At 65.0% G+C, this 22,538-nt stretch carries 23 protein-coding genes; 8 read left to right on the plus strand and 15 right to left on the minus strand.

Going from position 1 to position 22,538, the window contains the following annotated elements; genetic code table 11:
• The first annotated feature begins 55 nt into the window (after nt 1-55).
• The gene (locus XH84_RS13520; RefSeq protein ID WP_128918489.1) at nt 56-2,335 is read left to right on the plus strand and encodes a fused MFS/spermidine synthase; all 2,280 of its coding nucleotides are present in this window, start codon (nt 56-58) and stop codon (nt 2,333-2,335) included.
• Between the two features lie 145 nt (nt 2,336-2,480).
• Here the strand turns inward: XH84_RS13520 and XH84_RS13525 are convergent, their stop codons facing one another.
• Nucleotides 2,481-3,476: a glycerophosphodiester phosphodiesterase gene (locus tag XH84_RS13525; protein ID WP_128918488.1), complete on the minus strand. Its 996-nt coding sequence runs from the start codon at nt 3,474-3,476 to the stop codon at nt 2,481-2,483.
• 131 nt (nt 3,477-3,607) lie between these two features.
• On the opposite strand from XH84_RS13525, the gene XH84_RS13530 reads away from it, so the two are divergent.
• Nucleotides 3,608-4,870 carry a hypothetical protein gene (locus XH84_RS13530; RefSeq protein WP_128918487.1) on the plus strand — a complete coding sequence of 421 codons (1,263 nt, stop codon included), beginning with the start codon at nt 3,608-3,610 and terminating at the stop codon, nt 4,868-4,870.
• Nucleotides 4,871-4,907: 37 nt separating this feature from the next.
• Here the strand turns inward: XH84_RS13530 and XH84_RS13535 are convergent, their stop codons facing one another.
• On the minus strand, nt 4,908-5,705 hold the full coding sequence (locus tag XH84_RS13535; RefSeq protein ID WP_206734113.1) for a L,D-transpeptidase: 798 nt from the start codon (nt 5,703-5,705) through the stop codon (nt 4,908-4,910).
• A gap of 328 nt (nt 5,706-6,033) precedes the next feature.
• On the opposite strand from XH84_RS13535, the gene XH84_RS13545 reads away from it, so the two are divergent.
• Nucleotides 6,034-6,360 (plus strand): hypothetical protein, encoded by a 327-nt coding sequence (locus XH84_RS13545; RefSeq protein ID WP_128918532.1) that lies wholly within the window; start codon nt 6,034-6,036, stop codon nt 6,358-6,360.
• Nucleotides 6,361-6,416: 56 nt separating this feature from the next.
• Here the strand turns inward: XH84_RS13545 and XH84_RS13550 are convergent, their stop codons facing one another.
• Both XH84_RS13550 and XH84_RS13555 read right to left on the minus strand, forming a co-directional pair.
• Nucleotides 6,417-7,178, minus strand: a complete 762-nt coding sequence (locus XH84_RS13550) for an ABC transporter permease (RefSeq protein ID WP_128918485.1) — start codon at nt 7,176-7,178, stop codon at nt 6,417-6,419.
• On the minus strand, nt 7,175-8,098 hold the full coding sequence (locus XH84_RS13555; protein WP_128918484.1) for an ABC transporter ATP-binding protein: 924 nt from the start codon (nt 8,096-8,098) through the stop codon (nt 7,175-7,177). The genes XH84_RS13550 and XH84_RS13555 overlap by 4 nt, the downstream gene beginning before the upstream one ends.
• A 288-nt stretch (nt 8,099-8,386) precedes the next feature.
• Here XH84_RS13555 and XH84_RS13560 point away from each other — a divergent pair, with 288 nt between their 5' ends.
• Nucleotides 8,387-9,100, plus strand: a complete 714-nt coding sequence (locus XH84_RS13560) for a hypothetical protein (protein ID WP_128918483.1) — start codon at nt 8,387-8,389, stop codon at nt 9,098-9,100.
• A gap of 67 nt (nt 9,101-9,167) precedes the next feature.
• Here the strand turns inward: XH84_RS13560 and XH84_RS13565 are convergent, their stop codons facing one another.
• Nucleotides 9,168-9,758 carry a TMEM175 family protein gene (locus XH84_RS13565; protein WP_128918482.1) on the minus strand — a complete coding sequence of 197 codons (591 nt, stop codon included), beginning with the start codon at nt 9,756-9,758 and terminating at the stop codon, nt 9,168-9,170.
• A 13-nt stretch (nt 9,759-9,771) separates the two neighbouring features.
• Nucleotides 9,772-10,623, minus strand: a complete 852-nt coding sequence (locus tag XH84_RS13570) for an alpha/beta fold hydrolase (RefSeq protein WP_128918481.1) — start codon at nt 10,621-10,623, stop codon at nt 9,772-9,774.
• A gap of 127 nt (nt 10,624-10,750) precedes the next feature.
• On the opposite strand from XH84_RS13570, the gene XH84_RS13575 reads away from it, so the two are divergent.
• Nucleotides 10,751-11,368, plus strand: coding sequence for a CGNR zinc finger domain-containing protein (locus XH84_RS13575; RefSeq protein WP_181769344.1), 618 nt, complete (start codon nt 10,751-10,753; stop codon nt 11,366-11,368).
• A gap of 155 nt (nt 11,369-11,523) precedes the next feature.
• Entirely contained in the window at nt 11,524-12,462 is a 939-nt protein-coding gene (locus XH84_RS13580) for a LysM peptidoglycan-binding domain-containing protein (RefSeq protein ID WP_164936121.1), read from the plus strand.
• Nucleotides 12,463-12,643: 181 nt separating this feature from the next.
• Here the strand turns inward: XH84_RS13580 and XH84_RS13585 are convergent, their stop codons facing one another.
• Both XH84_RS13585 and XH84_RS13590 read right to left on the minus strand, forming a co-directional pair.
• On the minus strand, nt 12,644-13,717 hold the full coding sequence (locus XH84_RS13585; protein ID WP_128918478.1) for a tartrate dehydrogenase: 1,074 nt from the start codon (nt 13,715-13,717) through the stop codon (nt 12,644-12,646).
• A 21-nt stretch (nt 13,718-13,738) separates the two neighbouring features.
• Nucleotides 13,739-15,037 carry an MFS transporter gene (locus tag XH84_RS13590; protein ID WP_128918477.1) on the minus strand — a complete coding sequence of 433 codons (1,299 nt, stop codon included), beginning with the start codon at nt 15,035-15,037 and terminating at the stop codon, nt 13,739-13,741.
• Between the two features lie 155 nt (nt 15,038-15,192).
• Between XH84_RS13590 and XH84_RS13595 the strand changes: the two genes are divergently transcribed.
• Nucleotides 15,193-16,110, plus strand: coding sequence for a LysR family transcriptional regulator (locus tag XH84_RS13595; RefSeq protein WP_128918476.1), 918 nt, complete (start codon nt 15,193-15,195; stop codon nt 16,108-16,110).
• 36 nt (nt 16,111-16,146) lie between these two features.
• Nucleotides 16,147-16,971, plus strand: a complete 825-nt coding sequence (locus tag XH84_RS13600) for an aspartate dehydrogenase (protein WP_128918475.1) — start codon at nt 16,147-16,149, stop codon at nt 16,969-16,971.
• Between the two features lie 156 nt (nt 16,972-17,127).
• Here XH84_RS13600 and XH84_RS13605 read toward each other — a convergent pair whose 3' ends face one another.
• The 7 genes from XH84_RS13605 to XH84_RS13635 form a co-directional block, all read right to left on the minus strand.
• A complete protein-coding gene (locus XH84_RS13605; protein WP_128918474.1) occupies nt 17,128-18,432 on the minus strand; it encodes a PQQ-dependent sugar dehydrogenase in 1,305 nt (434 codons plus the stop codon).
• A gap of 232 nt (nt 18,433-18,664) precedes the next feature.
• Nucleotides 18,665-19,291 carry a methyltransferase family protein gene (locus tag XH84_RS13610; RefSeq protein ID WP_018319663.1) on the minus strand — a complete coding sequence of 209 codons (627 nt, stop codon included), beginning with the start codon at nt 19,289-19,291 and terminating at the stop codon, nt 18,665-18,667.
• Nucleotides 19,292-19,318: 27 nt separating this feature from the next.
• Nucleotides 19,319-20,350: an NAD-dependent epimerase/dehydratase family protein gene (locus tag XH84_RS13615; protein WP_128918473.1), complete on the minus strand. Its 1,032-nt coding sequence runs from the start codon at nt 20,348-20,350 to the stop codon at nt 19,319-19,321.
• Nucleotides 20,351-20,379: 29 nt separating this feature from the next.
• Complete coding sequence (locus XH84_RS13620) at nt 20,380-20,898, minus strand: Mpo1 family 2-hydroxy fatty acid dioxygenase (RefSeq protein WP_164936131.1); 519 nt, start codon at nt 20,896-20,898, stop codon at nt 20,380-20,382.
• A 171-nt stretch (nt 20,899-21,069) separates the two neighbouring features.
• Nucleotides 21,070-21,741 (minus strand): OmpA family protein, encoded by a 672-nt coding sequence (locus XH84_RS13625; protein ID WP_128918471.1) that lies wholly within the window; start codon nt 21,739-21,741, stop codon nt 21,070-21,072.
• Nucleotides 21,741-22,157, minus strand: coding sequence for a hypothetical protein (locus XH84_RS13630; RefSeq protein WP_128918470.1), 417 nt, complete (start codon nt 22,155-22,157; stop codon nt 21,741-21,743). Before XH84_RS13630 ends, XH84_RS13625 begins: the two co-directional genes overlap by 1 nt.
• A gap of 88 nt (nt 22,158-22,245) precedes the next feature.
• Nucleotides 22,246-22,533, minus strand: coding sequence for a type II toxin-antitoxin system HicB family antitoxin (locus XH84_RS13635; RefSeq protein ID WP_128918469.1), 288 nt, complete (start codon nt 22,531-22,533; stop codon nt 22,246-22,248).
• Nucleotides 22,534-22,538 lie beyond the last annotated feature (5 nt).

Here is a 22,538-nt window from a genome sequence, read left to right on the forward strand (position 1 = left end):
CCTTGTGCTCCATTGCGCGCGTCCGGCGCCCGCCGGGTTTTGAGCCGGAGCTTCCATGGATTCGATCGTGCAACCCGCCGCCACGGAGCAGCCGTCCGCCTCGCGCGACCGGCTGGTGCTGACGGTCTACACCGCTGCGATCTTCGTCAGCGCGCTGCTGTTGTTCTCGGTGCAGCCGCTGTTCACGAAGATGGTGCTGCCGCGGCTCGGTGGCTCGCCGGCAGTGTGGTCGGTGGCGATGGTGTTCTTCCAGTCGCTGCTGCTGGCGGGCTATGCCTATGCGCATCTGCTGATGCAGGTCAAAAACCGCACCGTTCCGGTGGCCGTGCATCTGGTGCTGCTGATGGCGGCCTTCGCTACGCTGCCGCTCGGCATCGCCTCGGCCTATGGCGAGCCGCCGGCGTCCGGTTATGCGTTCTGGCTGCTCGGGCTGTTCGTGGTCTCGATCGGCCTGCCGTTCTTTGCGCTCGCCGCCAACAATCCGCTGTTGCAGGCCTGGTTCGTCCGCACCGGCCATCCCGCCGGACACGATCCCTATTTCCTCTATGCCTCCTCCAACATCGGCAGCTTCCTCGCGCTGCTGTCCTATCCGTTCCTGCTGGAGCCGGTGTTCACGCTGCACACGCAGAACCGGCTCTGGACCGCAGGCTATGGCCTATTGATCCTCTTGATCGCGGTCTGCGGCGTGCTGCTGCTGCGCTCGCCGACGCTGCCGGTGGTCGATGCGCGCATCGAGGACGTCAATGCGCCGGCGCCAGCTTTCCTGACGCGGCTGCGCTGGATCTTCCTCGCCGCGGTGCCCTCGGGTCTGCTGATTGCGGTGACCGCGCATATCTCGACCGACGTCGCGGCAGCGCCGCTGCTGTGGGTGCTGCCGCTCTCGCTGTACTTGCTCACCTGGGTCGTCGTGTTCCAGTCGCGGCCGCTGCTGCCGCACAAATGGATGCTGATGCTGCAGCCGGTCGCGATCGCAGGGGTCATTGTCCTGCTCGCCTTCGGCGGCGAACAGAATCTGCTGTTGACCCTCGGCGGCCATCAATTGTGCTTCTTCGTCATCGCCATGGCCTGCCACGGCGAACTAGCGCGGACCCGGCCGGCCGCCAAATATCTCACCGGCTTCTATGTCGCGCTGTCGTTCGGCGGCATGGTCGGCGGGCTCTTTGCCGGCCTGGTCGCCCCGTTCACTTTCTCGTGGATCGCCGAATATCCGATCCTGATCGCGCTCGCGGCATTGTGCCGGCCGGCTGCGAACGAGCGGCTTGCCGGCATCGTCAAATGGTTTTGGCTCGCACTCGCCGCGCTCGCGGTGGCGCTGGTTGTGCCCTCCACCACCACGGGCGGCCTCTCGACCTGGTTCGAGGATCACCGCGTCTGGGTCGCTGGCAGCGTCGGCGTGCTCGCCGCGCTGCTTGCGCTGGCGCTCAATGCCGGACGCTGGAAGATCTTTGCCACCGTCGTGCTCGCGCTGGCGTTGATCCGCATCTATCCCGCCGACGAGGGCCGCGTCACGACGGTGCGCAGCTTCTTCGGCGTGCATAAGATCGTGGTGACGCCCGGCGGCTACTTCCATGTGCTGATGCACGGCACCACCATTCACGGCGCCGAACGATTCCGCAACAATGACGGCACACAGGTCGCCGGCCGGCCCGAGCCGATCACCTATTATCACAAGGACGGCGGCATCGGTCAGGCCGTCAGCGCGATCCGCGAACGCAAGGGCACTCCGCTCAAGGTCGCCGCGATCGGCGTCGGATCGGGCACCCTCGCCTGCGCTGCTGACCCCGGCGAGGACTGGAAATTCTTCGAGATCGACCAGTCGATGGTGGATGCCGCGCGTGATCCCAAAAATTTCCGCTACATCTCGAGTTGCATGCCGGATATGAAGCCCGTGATCGGCGATGCGCGGCTGACCTTCGCCAAGGAGGCCGGCGGCGCCTACGATCTGATCATCGTCGATGCCTATTCATCCGATGCGATCCCGATCCATCTCGCCACCGAAGAGGCGATGAAGATCTACAAGGACAAGCTCGCGCCGCACGGCGCCGTGGTGATGCACGTCTCCAACCGGCATCTCGATCTCGAGACCGTCGTGGTCGGCATTGCGGACGCCAACGATCTCAAGAGCTGGGTCTTCAACGAGGATTCCGGGCGAGATGGTGACTACATCTTCTCGACCGACGTCGTCATCTCCGCGCGGGAGGAGGCCGACATCGGCAGGCTCGCCGCCTCCAAATCGTGGGAGCAGACCGAAGCCGACGACAGGGTGCGGGTCTGGACCGACGACTATTCCAACATCCTTGGCGCGCTGTACCGGCGGCTGCGGGACGGGGAGTAGGCGCTGCGAATTGTTCTCGTGCCCCGGACGCTGCGCAGCACGAAGTGATGCGCTGCAGAGCCGGGGCCATCGCGCGGCTTGCTGGGTCCCGGCTCTGCGGAGCAGCCGTTGCACGCTGCACCGCGTCCGGGACACGAGACTGAGGCTACGGCTCGACCGGCGTCCCCGCCGGCAACGCAATCCCCTTTTCGCCGGCGACGTCACGCAACAGGTCGGGTCTGTCGGAAATGATCCCGTCGGCGCCGAGCTCGATCATGCGCGCCATGTCGTCGCGCTTGTTGACCGTCCACACCACAACGCGCAATCCGAGTCCGTGGGCCTCCGCGACGAGCGCCGCGGTCACATCGCCGAAATAGGGCGACCAGATCGCGCCGCCCGCCGCTTTGATCGTCCGCGGCAGCGAGCCGCCGTGATTGGCCGGGCTGAACCCGGCCGTCCAGTTCGTCGCCTTGTCCAGCGCCACCGTCTGGCCCGTGCCGCGTTGGAGCGTCAGGTACACCGTCGGCATCTTCGGTGCCTGCTGCTGGACCAGTTGCAAGGTCCGCCAGTCGAAGGACTGGATCATGACCCTGTCGGAAAACGCTTCGGACTCGATCAGTCCCAGCAGCTTCGTGACAAAGGCCTGCGGATCGAGCGTTTCGTCCTGATGGTTCGGGTCGATCTTGGTCTCGATGTTGAAGCGCACACGCGAGTTGCCGGACTTCCTTACCAGCGCGAACAGCTCGCTCAGGGTCGGAATCCGCGTCCCCGGCACGGCACGCTGGTCGGGGAATTGCTTCGCGTAAGCACTGTCCGGCCGGATCCGGCCGACGTCGTAGGTTCTGACCTCGTCCAGCCGCAGCTTGACGAAAGGGGTGCCGGGCGGAGTGATGTAAGCGCCGTCGGCATTGCGCGCGAGATCAGGATTGAGCCCGCGCTCATGCGAGACGACGATCTCGCCGTCCGCGGTCACGCCGACGTCGAGCTCCAGCGTGTCCACGCCCATCGACAGCGCGTTGGCGAAGGCAGGCAGGGTGTTTTCCGGCAACAGCGCCCGCCCACCGCGATGCGCCTCGAGATCGAAGGCCATATCAATAGCCATGGCTTGTCCCGCGGTGAGAACCGAGAGCACGGTCAGGATCGTTGCGGCACGTGACGGCATCAAGGTTCTCAGCCCGAGTGAAAAGCAGAGCTTATGAAATCTTTGCGCGTTTCGTCCAGTCTCGCGGTTGACGGCAGCCGTGGAAGGCGGAAACTGCCCCTCAAAAAGCAACGGTTCAGGGGGGCACGCACATGCGGCTTGTCTTCATCGGAGCGATGGCGGTTTTCATGATCGGACAGGCGGCAGCCAGGGACGCGCTCTCGGGCGCGAGTCTCTACGAAGATGTGGTGCGCTATGCCTCCTTCGGTCTGCACCGCTTCGGCTCTGCGGGCGATCGCGCGACCGCCGACTGGATCGCCGACGAGCTGAAGCAGGCGAGTTTCGACGTCAGCTTCCAGCCTGTCGTGCTCGGCCGCCAATATGTCGTCGAGCAGGCCAGCGCCGAAGCTGGCGGCACGGTTGTCGAGGCGACGCCATTCTGGTGGCCGCCGGAGGACAGAGCTAGCTTCCATCTCAACGCGCCGCTCGCGCGGGATGGTGATGTCACCGGCAAGATTCTCTGGTTGGAGCTGCCGTTCGACCGGGGTGCCTATCTGGGGCCGATCCATCGTGCGGCCATCACGGCAGCGGCAGCGAAGAAGCCCGCGGCCATCCTGCTGATGATCGGAAATCCCGCCGACGACCGCTTCGCCTACAACGTCACGCAGGAGGATGCGCCCTGGCCGGTGCCGGTCATCGTGGTCGGCGCGAAGTGGCGGCCGGCGTTCGAGCGCGCACTCGCTGCGGGCACGTCTGTCACCTTCGACGTCAAGGGCCGTTACGAACGCGATGTCGCCGGCCGCAACGTCATCGCCGAGACGGGCACGGGCCGCGGGCCGACCATCGTCGTCTCGACGCCAATGACGGGCTGGTACACCTGCGTCTGCGAGCGCGGTCCGGGCATCGCCAACTTCCTTGCTCTTGCGCGCACCGTTGCTGCGGAAAAATGGCCGGCGCATTTCGTCTTCATCGCCACCGCCGGCCACGAGATCGGCCATGGCGGCATGGAGCTGTTCCTGAAGCACGGCGCGCCGGCGCCGAACGACACGCTGGCGTGGATTCACTTCGGCTCGTCGAACGCGTGCTACGCCTTCGCGGACGGCGCCCGCACCGATCGGCCCGAGGAAGAACGCTATCTCGTGCTCAGCAAATCCGCGGTTGCGCTGACCAACGAGGCCTTTGCCGGGGTCGCGGCGAAACGTCTGGTGACGGAGAAGCAGGCGGTCGGCGAATTGCGCGACGTGCACGCGGCGGGCTATGCCAATTTCCTTGGCATGGCGGGCCGCCATCGCACTTTCCACACGCCCTCGGACGAACTCTCAGTGACCGGACCCGAGATCCTGGAGCCGGTCGCGCGCGCCTTCGTCGATGCTGTGCGAAAGATCGTGGAGCGCGACAATGCCGCGTTCAGATAGCGCATGATCCGGAAACGATCATGCTCAGATAACAGCGTCAGTTCTGGTAATAATAGTCTCGCGGCTGATAAACCTGCCGCGGCTGCGGCTGATAATAGGTGCCCTGCTGGCCGTAGCCCTGGTCGTAATAGGGCCGCGGCTGCTGCTGATAGACCTGCGCGTCATAGAGCGGGCGGGTGGCGGAACGCGGCGCCGGATAGCGCGCGCCGGTGTCGCTGCCGTCGGCGGGATAGATGTAATTGTCATCCTGCGGCATGTAGCGGCGGGCGGGCTGCGCCGGCGGCGTCAGGTTCACGGGATCACCCGTTGTGGCATATTGCTCTTCGGCGGGCTGTTGCGGAGCGCGGGCCACCGCAGCGTTGCCGCGGCCACGCGGATTGCGCGCCAGCGCCACCTGCGCTGAGCCGGTCAGCGTCACCGTGGTGTTGAGCACGCCCTGCTGCTGCACCAGCGCATAGAGTGTCGATGCGTTCTGACGCGACAGCCGCACGCAGCCATGCGACGCTGGCGAGCCCAGACGGCCGACTGAGTCGGTACCGTGGATGGCATGGCCGATCTTGGTGAAGAAGATCGCGTGCGGCATCGGCGCGTCGTCGAATTCCTTGGAGTAGTGATCCTCTTCCATCCGGAAGGCGCGGAAGGCACCGTTCGGCGTCTCGCGCGAGGGGATGCCTGTCGATACCGGCCAGTGATAGCGAGCCACGCCATCGACCGCGACGGTCATCTGCTGATTGTCCTTGTCGACGGTGATCTCGACCTTGGCCTGCGCGCTGCCCGCGCTCAAAAGCATCAGGGATGTGAAAGCAATGAAAAATGAACGCATCTGGAAACGCATTTGGATCCTGGCCTCCGGCCTCGTCACGCTAGCCGCCGCGGCTCTCCGTCCCCGGCATGCAATATGCCTTTAATCCGGCTTTCGTTCCAGCGGCCTGCCAAGCTAACCTTTCTGCCATCGTTAACGCGATGCGGGGCGTAAGCAAGGCCGCTTTGTGCCGCGCCGCGCGCGACGGCGCTGACATTTCCGCGAGCAAGGCGTGTGTTCACAACGCCGACAATTCGTCATAAAGGCGCAACCACCCGGCTGCCCCGGGCGTTGACGATGGCCTGCTTCGACAGGCGGCTTTCGCCGCCATTCACCCTTCGTAATCTCCTTGGGACCGAAGATGAAAAAAGCCCGTCTCGCCACCGCGCCACTGCCGGCCAATTTGCCCGCCCGCCTGCTATTCGCAGCTGCCGCCTTCCTGCTCGCGCTGCTGTCACTGCCGCAAGCCAGCCACGCCCAGGGCATCGTGCGTGGCGCCCAGGAAGGCTCCTATGAGGGCAACCGGATCGGCGGTCCCGTGGGCGGTGCAGTCGGAGGCGTCGTCGGTGCCGGTGTCGGCGGCGCCGTTGGTGCAGTCGAGGGGGTGCTCGGCATTCCCCACCGTCATTACCGCCACCGCTGTCGCGGGTATTACGACGGGTATCACCACTTCCACTGCTACAGGTGAGTCCACCGCCGTCATTCCGGGCTCGTGCTTCGCACGGCCCGGAATGACAGTTTGAGTCAATTCTTCAGCCGATACCCGGTGCGGAAGATCCACCAGATCACGACCAGGCAGATCACCAGAAATGCAATCGTCATGCCGATGCTGACTGCGACGCTGACGTCGACGATTTCGTAAAAGCTCCAGCGGAAGCCCGAGATCAGATAGACCACCGGGTTGAGCAGCGCCACCGTGCGCCAGGTGGGCGGCAGCATGTCGATGGAATAGAAGCTGCCGCCGAGGAAGGTCAGCGGCGTCACCACCAGCATCGGGATCATCTGCAGCTTCTCGAAGCCGTCGGCCCAGATGCCGATGATGAAGCCGAACAGGCTGAACGTCACCGCCGTCAGCACCAGGAAGGCCAGCATCCAGATGGGATGATGGATGTGCAGCGGCACGAACAGGCCGGCTGTCGCCAGGATGATCAGGCCCAGAATGATCGACTTGGTCGCGGCGGCGCCGACATAGCCGAGCACGATCTCGAAGTAGGAAATCGGCGCCGACAGGATCTCGTAGATCGTGCCGGTGAATTTCGGGAAGTAGATGCCGAACGAGGCGTTGGCGATGCTCTGCGTCAGCACCGAGAGCATGATCAGGCCCGGCACGATGAAGGTGCCGTAGCTGACGCCCTCGACCTGGCTGATGCGCGAGCCGATCGCGGCGCCGAAGACCACGAAATAGAGCGAAGTCGAGACCACCGGCGAGACGATGCTTTGCAGCAGCGTGCGCCAGGTGCGCGCCATTTCGAACAGGTAGATGGCGCGGATGGCGCGATGGTTCATGACGTCCTCACGAGGTCGACGAAGATGTCCTCGAGCGACGATTGCGTCGTGTCGAGATCGTTGAAGCGGATGCCGGCGGTGCGGAGGTCGCCGAGCAGGCTGGTGATGCCGGTGCGCTCGCCCTTTGTGTCGTAGTCGTAGACCAGTGTCGCGCCGTTATCGCAGAGCTCGAGCTCGTAATGATGAAGGTTTTCCGGCAGCGCGGCGATCTTGCCCTGCAGATGCAAGGTCAGCCGCTTCTTGCCGAGCTTGTGCATCAAGGTCGTCTTGTCCTCGACCAGCACGATCTCGCCCTTGTTGATGACGCCGATGCGGTCGGCCATCTCCTCGGCTTCCTCGATGTAATGGGTGGTGAGGATGATGGTGACGCCGGATTGCTGAAGCGTGCGCACCACCTCCCACATGCCCTTGCGCAGCTCGACGTCGACGCCGGCGGTGGGCTCGTCCAGGAACAGGATCTGCGGTTCGTGCGACAGCGCTTTGGCGATCATCACGCGGCGCTTCATGCCGCCGGAGAGCGTGATGATCTTGTTGTCCTTCTTGTCCCACAGCGAGAGGTCCTTCAGCACTTTCTCGATGTGCGCAGGATTCTTCGGCTTGCCGAACAGGCCGCGGGAGAAGCTCACGGTTGCCCACACGCTCTCGAAGGCGTCGGTGTGCAATTCCTGCGGCACCAGGCCGATCAGCGAACGCGCCTTGCGGTACGAGGTCTGGATGTCCTCGCCGCCGACGAGGACGCGGCCCTCGCTCGGGTTGGCGATGCCGCAGATGATGGAGATCAGTGTCGTCTTGCCGGCGCCGTTCGGCCCGAGCAGCGCGAAGATCTCGCCGCGCTTGATGTCGAGATTGACGTTCTTGAGCGCCTTGAAGCCGGACCCATAGGTCTTCGACAGATTGGCGACGGAGATGATGGAGGACATGATGGCCGCAAGGCTGAGGGGGCAAACGCCGGGGGGAGGGGGCTGGACCGGTCCCGAAAGGGAGGTCAGCGGAGCCCTGAAATAGGAACGCACTTGCCTGCCCGCAATTCCCCGGAGAAAAATGGTCTCAAAACAGGCCCTTCGGGGGCAGGTTTCAGGCAAGTGTTGCGCGATGGTCACGGGCTGTGGCTAAGATTGCCGTTCACGCGGCTCTTTGTTGCGTCTGCGAGCAGGCCATGGCTACGATTCCGGCCAATCGCAAAGCGTATGTCCCCAGGGAAAACATCGATGAGACCGAACGGCCGTCACACCGCCGGCGCCAGCCAGTTGTCCGCCCTCCGCGTCTGGGCGGTGGGCCTGCTCCTGCTGTCAGCTGTTGCCATCAACCCGACCCCCGTCAGGGCCGCGCCGAGCCAGGCCGCGACCACCCACGTCTATCTACTCCGTGGCGTGCTCAATATCTTCTCGCTCGGGCTCGACACGATCGGCGCCCGGCTGCAGGCGCAGGGCATCCCGGTGACCGTCGCCAATTTCGTGTCCTGGTCCTCGCTCGCCGACGAAGCCGCGACTGCCTACAAGGCCGGCCGCCTCAAGACCATCGTCCTGGTCGGCCATTCCTCCGGCGCGACCGCGCTGCCCGACATGATCGCCAAGCTCAACCAGCTCGGCGTGCCCGTGAAGCTCGCGATCGGTCTCGATTCCGTTTTCAAGACCAAGCTCTCGACCGGCGCGGAGCGCTACATCAACATCTATATCGGCGACGGTCCCGGCGAGCCGGTACGGGCCGCGCAGGGCCTGCGCGGCAAGCTCGACAATGTCGACGTGCGCGGCACCGGCGTCGGCCACATCTCGATTGACAAGAACGAGGCGATCCAGCGCCGCGTCATCGCCGAGATCGACGCCGCGATCATGCGCTCGCGCGCTCCGGCCTTGCCGGTCGCCGAACACGGCGCGCCGCGGCAGGCGCGCTCGGCGGCAGCGGCCGCTCCGGCGAGGAACTGAAACCTGCCAAAGCAGCTCGAGACTTCGTCTGTGCCGCCGTCAACCTCGGGTTGACGGCGGCATTGCTCTATGGCCGGTCCTCGCCGCCTGGCGCTTCCGGCTTCAGGTAGACGATCAGGCAGCAGCAGCACAGTGCAAGTCCGGCAACAGGGTATCTCAGGGCCACGGCCGCTGCGAATGCGAAGATCGCGAGCGTGACGACCGAGCGGATCCGCATGATCCTGCGCTCGCGCGGCGGGACCTCGTCCGCCGGCGCCCGCCCGACGAGGTCGAAGATCAGCGCGACATAGGTCGCGTTCACCAGGAAGAACACCGCGGCGTAGAACGCGACCGGCTGCGGTGCGAGCTCGCTGACCGCCATCCAGGCCGTGGAGAGCGGCAGCAGAGATACCGAGAACAGGTGCGCGAAGTTGAACCACATCAGCCGCGGCGTCGCTTCGCTCGCATAGCGCATCAGATGGTGATGGTTGGCCCATACGATCGCGATGAAGACATAGCTGACGGCATAAGAGAGCCATGTCGGCCAGAGCGCCAGCAATGCCGCAAAAGTCGGAATTTCGGGCGGACGCAGCTCCAGCACCAGCACTGTGATCAGGACGGCGAACACGCCGTCCGAAAATGCGCTCAGTCGTTCCGGAGATCGCCTCGTGTGGGCCATGGCCAGGCTCCCGTCATTTCAGGAACGCGCGAATGCTCTCCGCGATCTCCCTTGCATGCGTCTCCAGCGCGAAATGGCCGGTGTCGAAGAACTGGACAACCGCGTTGGGATTGTCGCGCTTGAACGCCTCAGCGCCGGGCGGGATGAAGAACGGATCATTCTTGCCCCACACCGCAAGAAACGGCGGCTTGTGCTTGCGGAAATAGTCTTGGAATGCGGGATAGAGCGCGACGTTGCTCTTGTAATCGCCGAACAGGTCGAGCTGCACCTCGTCGGAGCCCGGCCGCGCCAGGTAGAAATTGTCGAGGTTCTGCCCGTCCGGCGACACAATCGCCGGATTGGGGACGCCGTGCGTGTATTGCCAGCGCGTCGCTTCCGGCGTGAGGAAGGCGCGCAGCGCCTCGCGGTTCGCCGGAGAAGGATCCTGCCAATAGGCCTTGATCGGAGTCCAGCCGTCGCTGAGGCCGTCTTCATAGGCGTTGCCATTCTGCGAGATGATCGCCGTGATCCGCTCGGGATGGCGTAGCGCGAGCCGAAATCCGGTCGGCGCGCCATAATCGAAGACGTAAACGGCAAAGCGATCGAAGCCGATCACTTCAGTGAATCGCTCGATCACGCGTGCGACGTTGTCAAAGGTGTAATTGAAGGTTTCGCGCGCAGGCATGTCGGACTGGCCGAAGCCGGGCAGGTCCGGCGCCACGATGTGAAATCTGTCCGCGAGCGGCGGGATCAGGTCGCGGAACATGTGGCCGGCGCTCGGGAAGCCGTGCAGCAGCAGCAGCTTCGGCGCGTCCTTAGGGCCGGCCTCCCGATAGAACACCTTGAAGCCGTCGACGTCTGCGGTGCGGTAGGTAATCGCGGTCATGGATGGTCTCCCATTTTGTAACCTGTTAAATCCGCTTTTAGAGGTTAGTTCCGCCAATAGTAACTTGTCAACGGCGATTTTAGTGGTTACCTGGTTGTTGCCGTTTGCCGGCAGCCAGGACCCGCTCATGGACAGACCGCCCGCCATGTTTATCGCCGACTCGCTCGGCCTCGATTTCCTCAACTCGGTCGCAACACCGATCGACACGCCCGTCGACTGGATCGACGATGGCGAAGGCCTGATCGACTGGCTGTCGCAGGCGAAGCTGGTACCGGCGGAGGAGCTGGATGCGCTGAAGGCGCGGGTGAGGCGGGGTGAGCTCGACGAGGTGGCCGACCAGACCCGTGCCTTGCGCGAGTGGTTCAGGGGCTTCGTTCTGAAGCATGCGGGGCGGCCGCTGACCGCGCAGGCGTTGCAAGAGCTCGGCCCGTTGAACAGTTTGCTCGGGCGCGACGAAGCCTTCAGTCGGATCGAGCCCGCGCAGGAGGGCGGCGGCGTCCTCGCGCTACAAAGGAAGAGGCGCTGGCGATCACCGGAAGCGCTGATGCTGCCGGTTGGTGAAGCGTTAGCGAAGCTGGTGTGTGAGGAGGACTTTTCGAACGTGAAGGCGTGCGAGGGCCATAACTGCACAATGGTGTTCGCCGATCACACCCGCAGGCATGCACGGCGATGGTGCATCATGGCGGTCTGCGGCAACCGCGCCAAGCAGGCCGCACATCGGAGCCGGCTCAAGAGCAGGCAATGAGGGATCGGGCGCGTCCTCGTCCGTGCGATCACGGGGCTTTGATGTGCGCGGCGGTGCGTCGTGCCCCAGTTCCCGTGCCCCAAAATCCGCTAAATCGGTCGTCACTAAGCCGGTTGGGGGAGAGGACCTTCTCCCGTGGTGGGACTGCTGGACTGATGATCGATCTGAGGCGACTCCTCGCGCTGGCAGCCGTTGCACTGCTCGCCCTGGGCCCCGGCATGGCCGCTGCCTCACCCGCCAAGTCCAAGACCACGGCGGCCGTACCTGCCGCGCCGCCGCCCCCGCCGTTCGAGCCATTGCCGCCGCCGAAGATCTACCTGTTCCGTGGTGCCATGGGACCGATCTTCTCGACCGGCATGGACCGGCTCGAGGAGAAGCTGACAAAGGCCGGCTTTTCGGCCAACGTCTATGAATTCACCATCTGCCGATGGATCGGCGATCGCGCCATCGCCAGCTACAAGGAAAGCCCGGCGCCGATCGTGCTGATCGGCCACTCCATGGGCGGGCTGTGCTCGATCGTCATCTCCGAGATGGCGGCCAAGGAGAATATCCCGATCAGCCTCGTCATCGCCATCGATCCCGCGCACGCGACTGGCGACGTGCCGCTCAATGTCGAGCGCTTCATCAACATCTTCCTGTCCGACAGCGTGCTCGGCGGCGGCGACGTCGTCGCGGTCCCCGGCTTTCGCGGCCACTATGCGAGCTACGACCTGAAGGAAAACGCGCGCGTCTCGCACATCAACATCGAGAAGTCCGACGACATCCATCGCCAGATCGTCGAGATGGTGACGCAGCTGCCGCGCATTCCGCCGCAGACCGAGGCCGATGCCGTGCCGCTGCGCTATCTCGTGCCTGCGGATACGTTGGTCGAATTGTGGGACTCCGGTGTGCGCGTTCCGGTGCGCCGCGGCGACACCATGGAGAGCATCGCCGCCGCCAATCGCGTTCCGCTGTGGACGCTCGCGCAGAGCAATTCGCTTGCAGAGAATGCACCGCTCACGCCGGGACAAACCATCATCGTCCCGCGCCACCTGGCGCCGCCCGAGCCTGCAGCCGCGATGGCAGCGCCGCCGGCTCCGGCGAGGCGGAAGTAGAGGAAGTTCTTCGCCTCTCCCCGCTTGCGGGGAGAGGCCGGAATTTGAAGGCACATTCCGGGTGAGGGGGAGCCTCCGCGAGTCCGTCTGCCACTATTTTTTGCGGAAGCAGCTCCTCACCCCAACCCTCTCCCCGTAAGCGGGGCGAGGGAGCCGACCGTCGCTGCGGCGCCAGCTTGCCTCACACATTCGCCCCATGGATCGCGTCGATCACGGCGTCCGTGACCTCCTTCGTCGTTGCCTTGCCGCCGACGTCGGGCGTCAGCACGCCGGCCGCGCAGACGCGCTCGACGGCCGCCATCAGCCGTGACGCGGCGTCCTTCTCGCCGAGATGCTCGAGCATCTGCGCGCCGGTCCAGAAGGTCGCGACGGGGTTGGCGATGCCCTTGCCTGTGATATCGAAGGCCGAGCCGTGGATCGGCTCGAACATCGAGGGGAAGCGGCGCTGCGGATCGATATTGCCGGTCGGCGCCACGCCGAGGCTTCCCGCCAGCGCGCCGGCGAGGTCGGAGAGGATGTCGGCGTGCAGGTTGGTCGCGACGATGGTGTCGAGACTCTTCGGATGCAGCGTCATGCGCACGGTCATGGCGTCGACCAGCATCTTGTCCCAGGTCACGTCGGGGAATTCGGTCGCGACTTCTGCGGCGATCTCGTCCCACATCACCATGCCGTGGCGCTGGGCGTTCGACTTGGTCACGACGGTCAGGAATTTGCGCGGGCGCGACTGCGCGAGCTGGAACGCATAGCGCATGATGCGGGTGACGCCGACACGGGTGAACACTGCAACTTCGGTGCCGACCTCTTCCGGCAGGCCCTTGTGCGCGCGACCGCCCATGCCGGCATATTCGCCTTCCGAATTCTCGCGCACGATCACCCAATCGAGATCGCCGACGCCGACATTGCGCAGCGGCGAGGCGACGCCGGGCAGGATTTTTGTCGGCCGAACATTGGCGTATTGGTCAAAGCCCTGGCAGATCGGCAGGCGCAGGCCCCACAATGTGATGTGATCGGGCACGTCGGGCGCGCCGACCGCGCCGAAATAGATCGCGTCGAACTTCTTCAGCTCAGCGAGGCCGTCGGCCGGCATCATGACGCCGTGCTTCTTGTAATAGTCCGAGCCCCAGTCGAACGTCTTGACGTTGAAGGCAAGGTCGCCGCCGCGCTTTGCCAGAGCCTCCAGCACGCGGATTCCGGCCGAGATCACCTCGGGGCCGATGCCGTCGGCGGGGATGGCTGCGATCGAATGGGTGCGCATGGAAATGCTCCGTTTGAGAGATCAGTGGGATTGTGGGACGGGTTCGACCGGCGCAGTTTTCGCGCGCGACAATAGCAGGGTCAGGACCGCCGAGAGAACGAGCAGGCCGCTGACGAAATAGAGGCCGCCGACGAAGCTGCCGGTCTGGTCCTTGATCCAGCCGATCATTGCAGGGCCGACGAAGCCGCCGAGATTGCCGATCGAGTTGATGGTGGCGATGCCGGCCGCCGCCGCGGGGCCGGACAGGAACAGCGTCGGCATGCTCCACAGCGGCGGCTTTGCCGAGGAGATACCGATGTTGACCAATGTCAGCGCGGCCAGCACGGCAACCACGCCGGCCGCAAGCCCGGCATAGGCGAGGCCGGCGGCGGCGATCAGGCAGGCCCACACGACATGCCAGGTGCGTTCGCCGCTGCGGTCCGAGTGCCGCGCCCATAGGATCATGGCGACGACGGCGGCGGTTGCCGGCAGTGCATTGAGGAAGCCGACCTGGAGCGAGGACATGCCGAACTGCTTGATGATCTGCGGCGCCCAGACGCCGAGCGTGTAGAGGCCGGCCGAAGTGCCGAAATAGATCAGCGACAGCGCCAGCACGCGCGGATCGGCGAGCCCGCGCCAGATGCTGTGGCTCGCGCTCGCGGCCTTGCTGGTGGTCTCCACGTTCATGGTCTCGACCAGCCAGCGCCGCTCGTCCTCCGCGAGCCATTTTGCCTTCTCGGGGCGGTCGGTCAGAAAACCGAGCACGACGAAGCCGAGCAGCACGGCCGGCAGTGCTTCGAGCGCGAACAGCCATTGCCAGCCCTTGAAGCCGAAGAGGCCGTCCATCTCGAGCAGCGCGCCCGAGATCGGCGAGCCCAGCACGGTCGAGAGCGGGGCGGCGGCCATGAACAGTGCGGTGACCGCGGCGCGCTGGCGCGCCGGAAACCAATAAGAGAGATAGAGGATGATGCCGGGGAAGAAGCCGGCCTCGGCGACGCCGAGCAGGAAGCGCAGGACATAGAAGCTGGTCGGCCCCTGCACGAACGCCATCGCCGCCGAGACGAGGCCCCAGGTGATCATCACCCGTGCGATCCAGATCCGCGCACCGATCTTGTGCAGGATGATGTTGGAGGGCACCTCGAACAGGAAATAGCCCCAGAAGAAGATGCCGGCGCCGAAGCCATAGACCGCGGGGGACAGGCCGATGTCCTTGTTCATCGTCAGCGAGGCGAAGCCGATATTGACGCGGTCGATGAAGGCCACGAAGTACAGCAGCATGATGAAGGGAACGATGCGCCAGGTGATCTTGCGCAGCACGCGCGTCTGAATCTCGCTCGCCACCTTGGCCTCCTCGGTGCTGGTTTGTCGTTGTGTCGACGGACCTGGAGGTCTACGCCGGCCATGAGCCTAGGCGGGGGGAAGAGGCACACTCAATCGGCGCTGGTTTATACAAAAAAATGATATAATCCTCGCCGGGCGAGACGAGAGGACCTTCAATGGAATTGCATCAGCTTCGATGCTTCGTGGCGGCGGCCGAACAGCTGCATTTCGGCCATGCGGCGCAGCAGCTCCAGATGCTGCCCTCGGCGCTCGGCCGGCAGATCAGGTTGCTGGAGCAGGATCTGGGCACGCGGCTGTTCGCCCGGACGACGCGCGCAGTGTCGCTCACCGAGGACGGCACGACGCTGCTGCGCGATGCCCGCGCCATCCTCGCCAAGGTCGAGGCGGTCGAGAGCAGTCTGCGCAGCCGCTCCCGCGCCGGCACTGCGCGGCGGCTGCGGATCGGCGCCGTCGACAGCGCGGCGGCAGGGTTGCTGCCGCCGCTGCTGCGTGATTTCCGCGCCAGGCATCCGGACATCGCGGTGCAGCTCCTCGAGGACAAGACGGTCCGGCTGCTGCCGAAGATCCTGACCGGTGCACTCGATCTCGCCTTTGTCCGCCCGCCCGATCGTGCGGACAAGCGGCTCGAATTCCGCGATCTGCTCCAGGAGAGTGCGATCGTGGCGTTCCCGCAGCGGCATGCGCTGGCCAGGCGCAAGTCGGTCACGCTGGCCGACATCGCCGACGAGGCGATGCTGGTGCCGGACCGCCGCTCGCGGCCGCATAGCCATGATCTCACGATCAAGCTGTTCGAGCAGGCTGGACTGACGCCACGCATCGTACAGGTCGCCGACGAGAAGCAGACCATCATCAATCTGGTGGCCACGAAGCTCGGCGTTGCGATCGTGCCCCGCTGGACCACGCGGATGGCGGTGTCGGGGGTGCGTTTCGTGCCGCTCCGGCCGAAGCAGAGCGGTCCCGTCGGCCGGCTGCCGCTCGCCGCCGCCTGGCTGCGCGGCTCGCGCGATCCAGCGCGCGATGCCATTCTGGCGGTGCTGGAGGCGCGCCTGCGCAACTATGCGCGGGAGGCGTGACGGTTTAAGACATTGGACCGGACAGAGGGGGACGCGATGACGGATCAAAGGGCAAAGAGCGATCTGCGAGTTGCCATTGCCGGGTTAGGCTCGATCGGCACCAAGATCGCGACCGCGCTCGATCAAGGCATCGAGGGGCTGACGCTGTCGGCTGTCGCGGTGCGCGATCCCGCCAAGCATCAGGCTTTCATCGGCGGCTTGCGCCGCCCGCCGCAGGTGCTGTCGATCGAGCAGCTCGGCGAGGCCGCCGACATCGTGGTCGAATGCGCGCCGAGCCATCATCTGCGTTCCATCGTCGAGCCGGCGGTGAGGCGCGGCAAGGCCGCAATCGTGGTCAGCGTCGGCGGCCTGCTCGACAATTTCGATCTCGTCGATCTCGCCCGCGCCAACGGCGGCCGCATCATCGTGCCGACCGGCGCGCTGATCGGGCTCGATGCCGTCAACGCCGCCGCAATCGGCACCATCCATTCGGTGAAGATGGTGACGCGTAAGCCGATCGACGGGTTGAAGGGCGCGCCGTTCATTGTACAGAACAACATCGACATCGACAATTTGCGCGAGCCGCTGAAATTGTTCGAGGGCAGCGCGCGCGAAGCCGCAAAAGGCTTTCCGGCGAACGTCAATGTCGCCGTTGCGCTGTCGCTGGCGGGCATCGGACCCGATCGGACCCAGATCCAGGTCTGGGCCGACCCGACCGTGACGCGCAACGTTCACCGCATCGAGGTCGAGGCGGATTCGGCGCGGTTCTCGATGGGCATCGAGAACATCCCGTCCGAAAATCCCAAGACCGGGTTGATCACCGCGCTGTCCGTGATCGCGCTGCTGCGGAAGCAGCGCGCCACGCTGTGTGTGGGAACGTAATGGGGTGAGGCCCGACCTGCCTCAATGGCGGCGCGCTCTATCACCGTCATCCTTCGAGGCGCGCCATGGGACGTGGTGCGTCCCATGCCTCGCACCTCAGGATGACGGAAGGCAGATGCGATCGCCGTGGCGCCTGCCTCAAGATATTAGGTCCGGTTACGCGCCCGTCACGCGCCAGATCACGTTGCCGACGTCGTCGGCCATCAGCAGCGACTTCTTGTCGGGGCCGATTGCGACGCCGACCGGGCGACCGTAGGATTCCTTTTCGTCGGGGGACAGGAAGCCCGATAGGATGTCGCGACCGGGACCGGACGGCTTGCCGTTCGCGAACGGGATGAACACCAGCTTGTAGCCGGACAGCTTGCTGCGATTCCATGAGCCGTGCTGGCCGATCACCATGCCGTCTCCGAAGCCGGGCAGGGTCCCTGCCGGCATCCAGCACAGGCCGAGCGAAGCGGTGTGGCCGCCGAGCGCATAGTCCGGTTGAAGCGCCTTGACGACCATCGCCGGATCCTGCGGCACGCGGTCGTCCACCGTCTTGCCCCAGTAGCAATAGGGCCAGCCGTAGAAACCGCCGTCGCGCACCGCGGTCAGGTAATCCGGCGGCGTCTCGTCGCCGAGGCCGTCGCGCTCGTTGACGACGGTCCAGAGCGCATTCGTGTTCGGCTCCCAGGCAAGGCCGACGGGATTGCGAAGGCCGGCGCCGAAAATGCGATGCGTGCCGGCAGCAAGATCGAGCTCGTAGACCGCGGCACGGCCTTCCTCGACCTCCATGCCCATCTCGGCGATGTTGGTGAGCGAGCCGACGCCGGCATAGAGCTTCTTGCCGTCGGGACTTGCGAGCAGGCTGCGCGTCCAGTGGCCGCCCGGCTTGAAGGTGGTGAGCCGTTTGCCCGGCGCGGTGATGCGGTCGTCATTTGCGACGTAAGGGAAGGCCATCACCCCATCGGTGTTGCCGACGTAAAAAGTGTCGCCGACCAGCGCCATGCCGAACGGCTGGTTGAGATTTTCCATGAAGGCGCCGCGATGTTCGGCGACGCCGTCGCCGTCCTTGTCGCGCAGCAGCGTGATGCGGTTGGCGGAGACGCCGAGCGCCGCGGCGCGGCGCATCGTCGCCTGCATCGCATAGTGAAACACGCTGCGCGGGGCGCCTGCGATCTGCGTCGCCTCCGCAATCAGCACATCGCCATTCGGCAGCACCTCGATCCAGCGCGGATGGTCGAGGCCGGTGGCGAACGCATTGACCTTGAGACCCGGTGCGACGGTCGGCCTCTGGCCCTCGCTCCAGCCGCGCGCGGTCGGCATCTTCAAGGTCGGGATCGCGCCTTGCGGCTTCGCTTCGGGGATCGCGGGGGTCTGGCCCCAGGCCGGCGCGGGCTCGGTGCCCGTCATCTTGCGCCATTGCAGTGCGATGCCGCCGAGAATCGCGACGAACTGCGCGAAGATGCTGGAGAAGGTCATGAGAAGCCCCTATTTGCGCGCGCATCCAACTGGCTGACGGGGCCGGCGTCAACCGGTGTGGCCCTCCGCCGGGGTCTATTCCCGCGGAATGGCAGCCGATCGAATTTGCATGGGACGAGCGCCGACAGGTGTCCTTCGAGGCTTGCCTCGCGATGCTTGCGCATCGCGAACCTCGCACCTCAGGATGACGGGACTAATAGGGGCGTCGCACGAGAAAGCGGAAGGCTCGCCCTCACCGGGGCGACAAAAACGGGATGATCATCGGCACGCGGCGGCAATAGGCGCCGTAGGCGTCTTCGCCGAGCTCCTTGGAGAGGAACACCTCTTCCATCCGGCCCTTCTGCCACATGCCGAGCGAGATCAGGATCGCGCCGAGGATCGTCGTTACGAGGCCGATTGCGATGCCGGTGACGAGCATGCCGAAGATCAAGCCGGTGTAGATCGGGTGACGCACGATGCCGTAGGGGCCGGTGTCGATAACGCGGTGATCTTCTTTGTGGGTGATGGTGTTCGACCAGAATTTTCCGAGATGCAACCGGCCCCACCAGGCGAAGGCGATGCCGGCTGCCGAGAGGACCGCGGCGATGTAGATGCCGGTGTTGCCGAGCACCCAAAGCGGCTTCCAGCCCAGGAGCTGGGCAACCCACGGCGTGTACAGGATGCCGCCGACCAGGATCGGCAGGCGATAGCGCTGCGACTCCAGCGTCATGACCTGCTTCTTGGTCCGCCCCTGCCAGAACGAGGCGCCGACCCAACTGGCGAGAAAGGCGAGCCAGACCAGGGCCAGGAGTTCGGTCGGCCAGGCTGTGGTCCAGCCACCCCAGGCGACAGAGAGAAGCTTGCTGAAATCGAAGGACATGAAGGTTCTTTGCGTTGGGCGGCGGCTTCAGCCCGCGCGCGAGGAGAGCGCGCGATGCTCGATGGCGCCGGTGGGCTGCTGGCCGTTGCGGGCGAGCAGATGGGTGATGGTTTCGCGCAGCACCGGCTCGATCGGACGTGGCGAATAGCCGAGCTCGTTACGGGCTTTGCCGATCGAAAGATCGCTCGCGGCGAGCGCGATGCGCACGCCCTCTGCGGTGCCGTTGGGCGGCCGGCGCGTGAATTGATCGGAGATGTACTCCAGCATGATCGCGGAGAGCTCGGCGATCTTGCCGGGGACGACGACCGGAAACTGCCGGCGGCCGCTCATCGCCGACATCATCCGCAGGATGCGCCCGAGCGGGACGCAGTCCCCGCCAAGGATGTAGCGCTGGCCGAGGCGGCCGCGCTCCATGGTCAGCACCAGGCCCATGGCAACGTCGCGAACGTCGACGAGGTTGACCAGGAAGTTGAGATGCGGCTGCACCTTCTTCTGGAGGAAATACCAGAGCATCGCGGTCGGCGGCGTCAGATTGTGGTCGGCAGCACCGATCGGCATGGTCGGCGTGCCGATCACGAGCGGAAAGCCGCTTGCCGCGGCCTTTGCGGCGCAATGCTCGGCGAGCGACTTCGAGCGCGTATAGGCACCGGGCATTGCGTCGACCGGCTGCAGCGCTTCTTCCGCGGGGACACCGTTCAGGTCGGAATAGGGGAACAGGATGGATTCCGTCGAGCAGTGCAGGAAGCGCGACACACCGCGCTTCATCGCGGCCGCAAGCACGATCTCGGTGCCGCGGCAATTGACCTCGTGAAAATCCCGCTTGTTGGCGACCCACATGCCGGGCAGGCCGGCGAGGTGATAGACCTGATCGACCCCGGCGACCGCAGCATCGACCGCGGCGCCGTCCAGCACCGAGCCGTGCACGTGTTCGACCTCAGTGTTCGCCGCGGCCGGCGCACGGACGTCGAGAACACGCACCCGCTGCCCACGGGCGCGGAGCGCTTCGACGAGATGATGTCCGATGAAGCCACTGCCACCGGTAACCAGGACGAGAGCCATGCAGAAGTTTTGCTGTTTCGCTTCTAGAGCTATCGGGTTGAAAGGGAATTGGTCGGAAGAGGCGCCAGAATCGCGGCAAGGTCGCGACGGAAGCCCAATGCAATGAATAATTTTGCCATCACGAACATCGGTCCAAGCAAAAGATGCGAAGGAAAAGTGAACAGCGAGGCTTCGCGGCCCTCAAAAACCTTATGGCCGATGGTCTGCGCGGCGAGGCCGAGCACCACCAGCGCGGCGAAAATCGCCCACATCGTCGCGATGCTGACGTGCGCCGCAATGCTCGTCGCAATCGAAAACAGCACGATGGAGACCGCCAGAATGCCGATCCCGAGCGCCACATCGAGCAGCAGCCAATAGATCAGAACCGGCAAGGCCAGGATCACCGCCAGGCTGACATCGAAACCGAACAGCGGAAGCCTGACCAGCGTCAGCGGCAGCACCGCGCCGGTGAACAACAGAAGAATACCGACGACATGCATCGCCGTGTTGCGGGGATCGCGATGGTACTCGACGTAAACGGCAAGCTGGCGCTGAAAAAAGCCACCCATTTTGGTCTCATGCAGCACGGGATCGGGAAGGGCGAACAGTGGCTATAGCACTGGACCGGGCGGTGCACAAACCGGCGCTTTTGTCGCGCAAAGCCGTCTTGCTGCGCCCCGGACAGGCACCAAAACGATCAGAACTTCAAAGGGTTCCGTCAGGCGCGAAGCCGTGTCCGCTCAGCGCTTCTTGGCGGGCTTTTTCGCCGCAGGTGCAGGCGCCGCAGCCGGATGTGCAGGCGCCTCGTCGGGCACCCTGGCATAGGTCATGATTTGCAACTGGCCGTTGACGGCCGAACTTGGCTTGGCCCGGTCGAGAAACTGCTCCTCGCCGAGGCCGATCGGATGCAGCCGCTTGGTCGAGATCTTGAATGTGTTCACCAGCACGTCACGGATCGCGTCGGCGCGGCGCTGGCTCAGGATCGCATTGGCCTCGCGCGTCTTCGAATTGGATTCGACGTGGCCGACGATCAGGAACGTGTAGGGCAGCAGCGAAGAGTGCACCAGCGCGTCCGCGATGCGGCCGACGGTCTGGTAGGAGGCCGGCTGGATGATGGGCGTGTCGGCATCGAACTGGATCTGTGCGTTGAAGGCGGGCAGCTTGGCCAGATCGGGCGCGATCGGCGGCCGGTTCACCGGGCCCGGGTCATTCTTGATCCTGGCCTTGGCGCGCTCCATCACCTGCTGCTTCAGCGCGGGAAGATCGACCTCGGCAGCCTCTTCGAAATGGTCGAGCTTGCCGACGATGTCGTCGCGGGTCGGCGCCGCCGTCTGGGCGGCGGCTGCGCCCGCGAGCAGAGCGAGGCCGAACGCGAGGGCCGGTCCGGCAAAGAAGAGCCTGCTCGCATGCATCAGCGATACCCCGCGTCGTCGACGGCCTTCAGGCAATTGTTGCTGATGCCCTTGGGGGTCGAGACCAGGCAGGGGATCGACTTGCTGGTCTCCTTGGTCGAGCCGCCGCACACCTTGACGATCTCGCGCTGGCAGGCGTTCGCCACCGTGACGCGCGCGGCGACGCGCTTCTGGATGGCGTCGAAGGCGCCGAGATAGTCGCTCGCGCACTGCGGCGAGAGCACGTCGCGGTTGCGCGACAGGCATTCCTTCAGGCGCGTCGAGTCCGGATTGACGCCACGGCAATTGGCGACGATTTCCGCACCGCAGCTCTTGGCCAAGAGCCCGATCGAATCGCCAAAGCTCATGGTCTCCGCCGCGCTGAGCGACGGCATCCCCAATGCCAGCAAGATCAGTGTGATGGAGCCCCGGACCATGGCTTTATCTGATACGGGGAAGTTCGCGATGGTCAAGACCTGTTCGGAGGAGAACCGTCGAAGGCCCGGCGAGTGCGGCGAACAGTCCTCACTCCGCGGCGTCGAGGGGCGGCCATTCGATCAGGGCGACGGTATGGTTTCTGAGGTCGTCGGCCACATCGGGGTCGGCCTCGAGCTCGGCCAATGTCCGAGGCGGGGGAAGCTGGCGGCCGTCTGCGGCGAGGTCCTGAGCGTAGAGCGCCAGTGCCTCGGGCGCATTCTCCAGGGCCTCGTCGATATCATCGCCTCCTGAAAAGCAGCCGGGGAGGTCGGGAAACCACAGGCCCACGGCTTCCTCCGGATCGGTATCCTCGATGATGGCAACGTACTGAGCCATATCGC

The organism is Bradyrhizobium nanningense, from assembly GCF_004114535.1.
GTDB lineage: Bacteria > Pseudomonadota > Alphaproteobacteria > Rhizobiales > Xanthobacteraceae > Bradyrhizobium > Bradyrhizobium nanningense.

Excerpts from the sequence above, each read along its gene's own strand:
- XH84_RS13605 (WP_128918474.1), bottom strand. The coding sequence starts at position 18,432 with ATGACCTTCTCCAGCATCTTCGCGCAGTTCGTCGCGATTCTCGGCGGC.
- XH84_RS13610 (WP_018319663.1), bottom strand. The coding sequence starts at position 19,291 with ATGTCCTTCGATTTCAGCAAGCTTCTCTCTGTCGCCTGGGGTGGCTGG.
- XH84_RS13565 (WP_128918482.1), bottom strand. The coding sequence starts at position 9,758 with ATGGCCCACACGAGGCGATCTCCGGAACGACTGAGCGCATTTTCGGAC.
- XH84_RS13545 (WP_128918532.1), top strand. The coding sequence starts at position 6,034 with ATGAAAAAAGCCCGTCTCGCCACCGCGCCACTGCCGGCCAATTTGCCC.
- XH84_RS13520 (WP_128918489.1), top strand. The coding sequence starts at position 56 with ATGGATTCGATCGTGCAACCCGCCGCCACGGAGCAGCCGTCCGCCTCG.
- XH84_RS13620 (WP_164936131.1), bottom strand. The coding sequence starts at position 20,898 with ATGGGTGGCTTTTTTCAGCGCCAGCTTGCCGTTTACGTCGAGTACCAT.
- XH84_RS13630 (WP_128918470.1), bottom strand. The coding sequence starts at position 22,157 with ATGGTCCGGGGCTCCATCACACTGATCTTGCTGGCATTGGGGATGCCG.
- XH84_RS13550 (WP_128918485.1), bottom strand. The coding sequence starts at position 7,178 with ATGAACCATCGCGCCATCCGCGCCATCTACCTGTTCGAAATGGCGCGC.
- XH84_RS13575 (WP_181769344.1), top strand. The coding sequence starts at position 10,751 with ATGGACAGACCGCCCGCCATGTTTATCGCCGACTCGCTCGGCCTCGAT.
- XH84_RS13595 (WP_128918476.1), top strand. The coding sequence starts at position 15,193 with ATGGAATTGCATCAGCTTCGATGCTTCGTGGCGGCGGCCGAACAGCTG.
- XH84_RS13585 (WP_128918478.1), bottom strand. The coding sequence starts at position 13,717 with ATGCGCACCCATTCGATCGCAGCCATCCCCGCCGACGGCATCGGCCCC.
- XH84_RS13635 (WP_128918469.1), bottom strand. The coding sequence starts at position 22,533 with ATGGCTCAGTACGTTGCCATCATCGAGGATACCGATCCGGAGGAAGCC.
- XH84_RS13530 (WP_128918487.1), top strand. The coding sequence starts at position 3,608 with ATGCGGCTTGTCTTCATCGGAGCGATGGCGGTTTTCATGATCGGACAG.
- XH84_RS13525 (WP_128918488.1), bottom strand. The coding sequence starts at position 3,476 with ATGCCGTCACGTGCCGCAACGATCCTGACCGTGCTCTCGGTTCTCACC.
- XH84_RS13560 (WP_128918483.1), top strand. The coding sequence starts at position 8,387 with ATGAGACCGAACGGCCGTCACACCGCCGGCGCCAGCCAGTTGTCCGCC.
- XH84_RS13570 (WP_128918481.1), bottom strand. The coding sequence starts at position 10,623 with ATGACCGCGATTACCTACCGCACCGCAGACGTCGACGGCTTCAAGGTG.
- XH84_RS13580 (WP_164936121.1), top strand. The coding sequence starts at position 11,524 with ATGATCGATCTGAGGCGACTCCTCGCGCTGGCAGCCGTTGCACTGCTC.
- XH84_RS13625 (WP_128918471.1), bottom strand. The coding sequence starts at position 21,741 with ATGCATGCGAGCAGGCTCTTCTTTGCCGGACCGGCCCTCGCGTTCGGC.
- XH84_RS13555 (WP_128918484.1), bottom strand. The coding sequence starts at position 8,098 with ATGTCCTCCATCATCTCCGTCGCCAATCTGTCGAAGACCTATGGGTCC.
- XH84_RS13615 (WP_128918473.1), bottom strand. The coding sequence starts at position 20,350 with ATGGCTCTCGTCCTGGTTACCGGTGGCAGTGGCTTCATCGGACATCAT.
- XH84_RS13600 (WP_128918475.1), top strand. The coding sequence starts at position 16,147 with ATGACGGATCAAAGGGCAAAGAGCGATCTGCGAGTTGCCATTGCCGGG.
- XH84_RS13535 (WP_206734113.1), bottom strand. The coding sequence starts at position 5,705 with ATGCGTTTCCAGATGCGTTCATTTTTCATTGCTTTCACATCCCTGATG.